We start from the raw sequence: 6,815 nt of genomic DNA on the forward strand, positions 1-6,815 counted from the left end.
ACCACGTTGACCATGGTCGCATCACCGCCGTGCCGGGGCAGGCTGGCAGGATCGATGGTCTCCAACAGACGAGTGAAACCTTGGCCCATCAGTCGTTCCCAGGGCGGCAGCGGGCTGCCTTTGGTGACGAGTTGTTGTTTGCGGGGTTGGGCGTAGGCCTCGACGAGTCGTTTGAACCGCATCCCGATCGAGGTCGGCAGGACACCGTCGAACCCAATGGTGCCGTCGTGGTTGTCCCAGATCCGCAGCGCGGTCTTCTGCTGGGCGCGTTCTTCCTCGGCGAGCAGAGCTTTGGCTTCGGCGTCTTCGAATCGGGCGGGGTCGACCTCGGTGAGAATCTTTCGGCCGACGATGCGGAGTTCGTTCGCCGTCATTTGGGTCGCGTAATCCACGAGGAGCTTTTCGGCCAGGGCCAGGTCCTCGGCGCTCGCGACAGGGTCGGCATGGACCTTGTCCAACGCCCGGGTGATGACGCGGGCCTTGTCCAGGGACACCACGCCTTCGGCCAGACCGGCAGCCACCAGGTCGTACTTGGCGACCCTGGTCGCCAGTTTGATCTGCGAGCGCGCCGCCCCCTTGTCGACCAACAACTCTGCCCGCATCCAGGCCGAGGCATCCTTCGCACCGGTCTCCTCCGCGATATCACCCGCAACAGCAAGCACCCGCAGTTTCAGCGCGGCCTGCTGGGCCTGGAGCTTCTCCAACCGCTCCAGCAGGTCCTTCTTCTGCTCGGTGCGCCAATAAGCAGGGTCGCTCGCGAGCAGGTCGTGGAGGGCGGTCTCGATAGCCTCGAGGGCGGCGTCGATCGCATCGCCGGGGTTGGTTCCCCGGGGGTCGATGTCGCGGCCGAGACTCATCGCCAGTCCTTCCTTCAGAGGTGTGTTGTGATGGCCCTGATTCTACGCCTCACGCGCCCTCCCGGCTATCTATTTTCCCAGTTCAAACGCTGTTTTCGCGATGGGCGAAAGGCATCGCTCCTGTGGATGGTAAGTGGCCCGAAGGGCCACCACTCCACCCCCATAAGCCCCACTGATCCCAGCAGGATTCTGCTGCGCCACACCCGGGCCGCCGCCCCGATAGCCAGCGAGATCTTTTCTCGACGGGCGCCGGTGTCAAGGACCGCGATAGCGGCCGGCGAAGCCGGCGGCCGCAGGCCGTCCTTTACTCCGGGGCCCGTCGAGAAGACCCTCAAAGCAAGGGTCGGCGGCCCTGACCAGCCCTCGGGTGAACCGTTCCGGCAGGGAGGTCTCGACAGACCCGCCCAGCGGAGGAACGTGTGTTGGTCTCGACACGCCTCCGCCTAGCGGCTCCGGCGGCTCGACCAGCGGAGCAGGGAGGCTCGACGGAGCTCGACCACCAGGGACACCAGTCCTTTACTAACCTGACTGCGTGCCCCACACCCCCGACCTGTCCCCCCAACGCCCCCCGTTCTGGATCTCAGTAGCCTCGTTCGTCAGCAGCTTCGACCGATTCGTGGTGAGCCCGATCCTGGTCCTGGTGGCAGCAACCTTCGGGGTCTCGGTGGGACAGGCGGTGGCGATCGCGAGCGGCTACTACCTGGCGTACGGACTTTGCCAGCCGTTGTGGGGAGCCCTCTCGGACAGGTTCGGAAGAGTCCGCCTGATGCAGGGCGCGCTCGTCGGGGCGGGGATCGCCGGGCTCGTATCGGCCGCGGCACCGAACCTGATCACGCTGGTCGTAGTGCGGGTGGTCGCGGGAGCGTTCTTCGGGGCGATCGTGCCGACCTCACTGACGTACGTCGGGGACACCGTCTCCGACACCCACAGACAGCGCGCACTGTCCGACCTGATGGCCGCGATGGCGGTCGGTACGGCGCTGGCCGCGGCCGCGGCGGGGATCACCGGACAGTTGGCGGGATGGCGGGTCGTGTTCGCGGTGCCGGCGCTCGTGGCACTGGTCAGCGCCTGGGGCCTGCGCTCGCTCGCCGAGCCGCCACGAACCACCAGCGGCGGGGTCAAAGCCTCGTTCCGGGCCGCGTTGAGCAACCGCTGGGTGATCGTGGTCGGGCTGCTCGTCTTCGTCGAGGGCGGCCTCGTCCTGGGGGTCCTCACCCTGCTCGCACCGGCGCTCCAGGCGCAGGGCGTCGATGCCGCGCGGGCGGGGCTGGCGGCCGCCGCGTACGGCATCGCGGTCCTGCTCTCCTCGCAGGTGCTCAAGGCCCTGACCCGACGGCTCCCGCGCTGGGCGCTGATGGGGATCGGAGGCGTCGCGCTGACCGCCGGGTACGCCGCCGCGACCATGAGGGTCTCGGTGCCCACCATCATCGGCATCGTCGTGATGCTGGGGATCACCTGGGCCTTCCTGCACACCTCGCTGCAGACCTGGGCCACCTCGATCGTCCCCGAGGCGCGCGGCACCGTCGTCGCCTGCTTCGCCGCCTCGCTCTTCATCGGCAGCTCGATCGCGGCCGTGATCGCCGGCCCGGCCGCCGACCGCAACCAGTGGCACACCCTCTTCACCGTCTGCGCCGCGACGGCGACGGTCCTCACCATCGCCTGCGTCATCGCCTACCGCGCCTACACCGCCCGCGAGGCCACACCACGCACCGCGGACGTCCCGACCGACGTCTAGAAGAGGTCAGCGCAGGTGGGCGCGGATGAGCTGCTCGTACTGGTCGGTGATCCGGCTCCAGGTGAACTCGGCGGAATGACGATCCCGGGCGGCCGAGGACAATGACGCCGCGAGGTCGGGCTCGGACAGGAGCCGCTCCAGCGCGGTGACGATGCCGGCCTCGTCGGAGAAGTAGAGGGCGGCGGCGTCGGCGACCCAGCGGTTGTAGCGGTTGTCGTGGGCGATCACCGCGTTGCCGCAGCCGAGCGCCTCGACGAGCGAGGGGTTGGTGCCGCCGACCTGGTGGCCGTGGACGTACGCCACCGAGTGGAAGCGCAGGGCCGAGACGATGTCGGTGTCGTAGATCGCGCCGAGGAAGACCACCTCGTCGCTCGCCGCCTCGAGGACGGCGCGCTGGTAGTCGTCGGCGCGGTCATAGGAACCCAGCACGACCAACTTTCGGCCCCAGCGTCGGCTGGAGAAGGCCCGGACGACCTCGAGGATGCTGTTCTCCGGGACCGGCCGGGCGACCACGGTGAGGTAGGAACCCGGCTCCAGCCCGTGGTCGAGCACCGGCCACTCGGGTGCGTCGACGACCCGCGGCGCGCCGTAGGCGATCGTGGTGATCTTCTCGGCCGGCACCCGGGTCTCCAGGTGGCGCGCGATCTCGGGGTGGTCGGCGATGAGGTGGTCGCCCAGCCAGCAGGCGGCCCGCTCCTGGGTCCACAGGAACGCCTTCTCGGGGCCCGACCACCGAGCCCGCTTCCACTCGATGCCGTCCATGTTGATGATGTTGGGGACGCGGCGAGAGCGCAGCACGGAGTTCAGCGCGCCGGTGTTGTAGCCGAAGGTCACACACACGCTGCCGTCCTCCGCGGCCTCCCGGGCAGCATGACGCACCGCTCCGACGTCGAACTCGATCGTCCCGCGCGGACCGTCGTGCCGCGCCGGTACGTGGACGCGCTCGATGCCCTTCCAGGAGTCGATGCGCAGGTCCGCGTGCGGCTCGTCGTCCTGGCAGTAGACGACCACCCGCCAGCCGCGGTCGATCAGGTCGAGCCCGATGTTCTCCACGGCGGTCTCGAAGCCGCCGTGGGCTGCGGGCACACCACGGGTGCCGAGCATCCGTACAGTGGGGGTCACGTGGGGTTGACTCCTATATTTTAGGAGCCGACGGCCCCTATTTTCAGCACAAGGAGCCATCCAAGAGCATCCGCGGGGACCGCGGACGCCAACCCAAGGTCATTTACCCGAAATGGGTTACGTCACCGCGGGTCCCCGGGTCAGCACGAACTGGCGCAGCGCGTCCGGGTCGTCCAGATCGACGTACTCGAACCCGTCCACCGCCGCCGGCGCCTCGCCGATCGCGCACATGGAGTCGTAGACCTGCACGTACGCCGCCGACTGCGGGCCCCAGTCGAGCACCTTCGCCGCACGCTCTCGTGCCCGCAGGGCCAGCTCGACCCGCAGCTCGGGATCGTCCAGCAGCGACTCGACCGCGTCGGTGAAAGCGGTCACGTCCCCGGAGGGAACGAAGAGCGCCGCGTCCTCGGCGGAGACCCGCGTCTCGACCAGGTCGAAGGAGACCGACGGCAGGGCGTACGCCATGTACTCCATGGTCTTGTTCATCGTCGAGACGTCGTTGAGCGGCGTCTTGAGGTCCGGGCACAGGCCGATGGTGGCGGCGCTGAGGTGCTGAGCGATCAGCGCCGAGCCGGCCCGTCCGGTGAAGGTGACGACGTCGTCGAGGCCCAGCTCGGTGCAGCGTCGCTCGAGGTCCTCGAGGCAGTCGCCGAAGCCCATCAGCACGGCGTCGACATCGCTGCGGCCGCGCCGGTGGACGAGCTCCTCCATGACCTCCAGCACCGTGTCGACACCATCTTGCGGACCCATGATCCCGAGGTAGACCAGGGTGTGGCGCCTGCCCGTGTCATCGCCCTGGGAGACGACGTCGTGGGGCCGCACCGGGCGCATCACCGAGGTGTCCGGTCCACTGCGGACCACGGTCACGTCCGCGGGTGCCATCCCACCGCGGGTCATCGCGACCTTCCGGTAGGACTCGTTGGTCGAGATGACCTTGTCGGCGGTGGCGTACGTCTGCTTCTCGAGCCAGCGCAGCGCGGCCAGCTGGGCGCGGCCCGACAGCGACGTCGGCGCACCGAAGCGGGAGAGGAAGAGCTCGGGGTTGAGGTCGTGCTGGTCGAAGACGAACCGGACGCCACGGCGCTTCCAGATGCGGGCCAGCAGCCAATAGGTGTCGGGCGGGTTGCACGCCTGCATGATCGCGAACGGTCGGTCCCGCCAGACCTTGTTGGCCAGCAGCGCCGTGCGGATCCAGCAGTAGACGAACTCGAGCAGGTAGCCGAGCACGCCGCGGGCCTGCGGCGCGGGCCGATACTTGTAGATGCGTACGCCGCCGAGCTGCTGGCGCCCGGGATCGCCGGGGCCCTTCGGGCAGATCACGCTGACCTCGTAACCGCGCGCGACCAGCGCCTGGCACTCGAGCCAGACACGTCGGTCGAGCGGCACCGGAAGGTTCTGGACGATGATCAGCACGTGCGTCTTTGCGACGCCATGTCTCTGCTGGGCTGCGTTGACCATATGAGCAGCGTTGAGGAGCACGCAGACCCCCTCGACGGGGACGCCCGGCATATCCCCGAATCCGGGGATCGTGATCGGTGACGCGGGTGTCCCAGGGCCTCGCGGCTCCTAGCGTCGCCTGGGTGAACCCGCTGGCCGAGCGCATCCGTTCCGTACGCACCCGACCCCGGTCGCACGCCGTGATCGCGGACCGGCGCACGTCGGTCGGCGCGGACGGGCTGGTCGGCGCGGCCGAGGAGCTGCAGCTCGCCCTCGTCGCGGCCGCCGGCCGCCCGCAGCCGCTGGTCGCGGTGTCGCTGCCACTGTCCACCGACGCGGTGGTGGCGCTCGTCGCCGCGATCCTCGGCGACCTCTCGGTCTGCTTCGTGGACCCGTCGGCGACCGAGGAGCACCGCCGGTCGCTCCTCCAGGCGCTTCATCCTGACGTCGTGCTCGACCGGTCGGGGATCCGGGCGGTCGCGTCCTCGTCCCGCGCCGACCTCGAGGCCGGGTACGTCGCGATGTCCTCCGGCTCCACCGGCGGCGGCCCCAAGGGAGTGCTGTCCTCCTGGGCCGGCATCGACGCCTTCGTCCCGCACGGCGCGGCCGCGCTCGATCTCGACGCCTCCTCGGCGTGGGCCGAGGTCTCGCATCTCTCCTACGACCTGGCGATGACCAACCTGCTGGTCGCCCTGGCCACCGGATCCTCCCTCCACCTGTCCGGATCGCTGGGCGACCGGCTCCGGCCGCTCGGCTTCTGCGCCCGGGTCGAGGCGACGCACCTGCGGCTCGCCCCTCGGTTCATCGACCTCGCCGCCGCCGAGCGGGTCGACGAGGCTCCGCGGAGCCTGCGGGTGTGGGGCTCCGGCGGCGACCGGCTCTCCGCCGCCGACGCGCAGCGGGTCTTCGACCTGGGCGTCCCGACCGTCGTCAACACGTACGGCACCAGCGAGACGATCGGGTTCGCCAGCGCCGCCCGGTTCGATGCCGGCGACGACCTGCCGGCGGTCCACGGCGCGGTCGGGATCGGGCGCGGGGCGGTCGGGGCGTGGCGTACGTCCATGGAGCCGGCGGGCGAGATGCTGGCCATCGAGTCGCCTCACCTGCCCGGCGGCTATCTCTTCGGCTCCCCGAGCGGCGAGTTCCCACGCTGGGACGGGCCGGAGCGGGTGCTGACCGGCGATGTCGGGGCCCGGCGCGGTGAGGAGCTCTTCTGCCTGGGGCGGGCGGGCCGCCGGGTGAAGCGCAGCGCGAGCTTCGTCGACCTGGACGCCCTCGATGCCGAGGTGAAGCAGGCCTTCGGCCTGGCTACCTTCACCGCCGCCACCCCCGCGGGCGACCTGGTCAGCCTCGTCGAGGGCCCGGGGTCTCAGCTGGACGATCTCCGTCGGGGCCTCCCGACGGTGCTGCGACCCGACTCGGTCCCCGACGTACTCGTCCCCGTCGCCCAGCTCCCCCGCCTCGGCAACGGCAAGATCGACCAGGCTGCCGCTCAGGCCCTGGTCTCGACCGCTGGCTGACCCCGCGGGTCACCGCCGCTGACCCCCGCTGACCGTCCCACCCCCGCTGGTCGAGCCGCCGGAGCCGCTAGGCGGAGGCGTGTCGAGACCAACACGATCTCATGGAGCGCGGAGGGGACCGTGTTGGTCTCGACACGCTCGGCC

Annotated in this window: 5 protein-coding genes; 2 read left to right on the plus strand and 3 right to left on the minus strand. The window is 70.0% G+C overall.

Annotated features, from left to right (window positions below):
- A partial coding sequence (locus ACFV9G_RS29490) for a DUF222 domain-containing protein (RefSeq protein ID WP_378732978.1) occupies positions 1-857 on the minus strand: 857 nt, incomplete at its 3' end.
- Between the two features lie 532 nt (positions 858-1,389).
- On the opposite strand from ACFV9G_RS29490, the gene ACFV9G_RS29495 reads away from it, so the two are divergent.
- Positions 1,390-2,592 (plus strand): MFS transporter, encoded by a 1,203-nt coding sequence (locus ACFV9G_RS29495; RefSeq protein WP_378732980.1) that lies wholly within the window; start codon positions 1,390-1,392, stop codon positions 2,590-2,592.
- A 6-nt stretch (positions 2,593-2,598) separates the two neighbouring features.
- On the opposite strand, the gene ACFV9G_RS29500 is transcribed toward ACFV9G_RS29495, so the two are convergent.
- Both ACFV9G_RS29500 and ACFV9G_RS29505 read right to left on the minus strand, forming a co-directional pair.
- Positions 2,599-3,714: a DUF1972 domain-containing protein gene (locus ACFV9G_RS29500; RefSeq protein ID WP_378732982.1), complete on the minus strand. Its 1,116-nt coding sequence runs from the start codon at positions 3,712-3,714 to the stop codon at positions 2,599-2,601.
- 117 nt (positions 3,715-3,831) lie between these two features.
- Positions 3,832-5,172, minus strand: coding sequence for a glycosyltransferase family 4 protein (locus tag ACFV9G_RS29505; protein WP_378732984.1), 1,341 nt, complete (start codon positions 5,170-5,172; stop codon positions 3,832-3,834).
- 77 nt (positions 5,173-5,249) lie between these two features.
- Here ACFV9G_RS29505 and ACFV9G_RS29510 point away from each other — a divergent pair, with 77 nt between their 5' ends.
- Complete coding sequence (locus ACFV9G_RS29510; protein WP_378732987.1) at positions 5,250-6,671, plus strand: AMP-binding protein; 1,422 nt, start codon at positions 5,250-5,252, stop codon at positions 6,669-6,671.
- Positions 6,672-6,815: the final 144 nt, after the last annotated feature.

It is taken from the genome of Nocardioides sp. NPDC059952 (assembly GCF_042730435.1).
Classification (GTDB): Bacteria; Actinomycetota; Actinomycetes; order Propionibacteriales; family Nocardioidaceae; genus Nocardioides.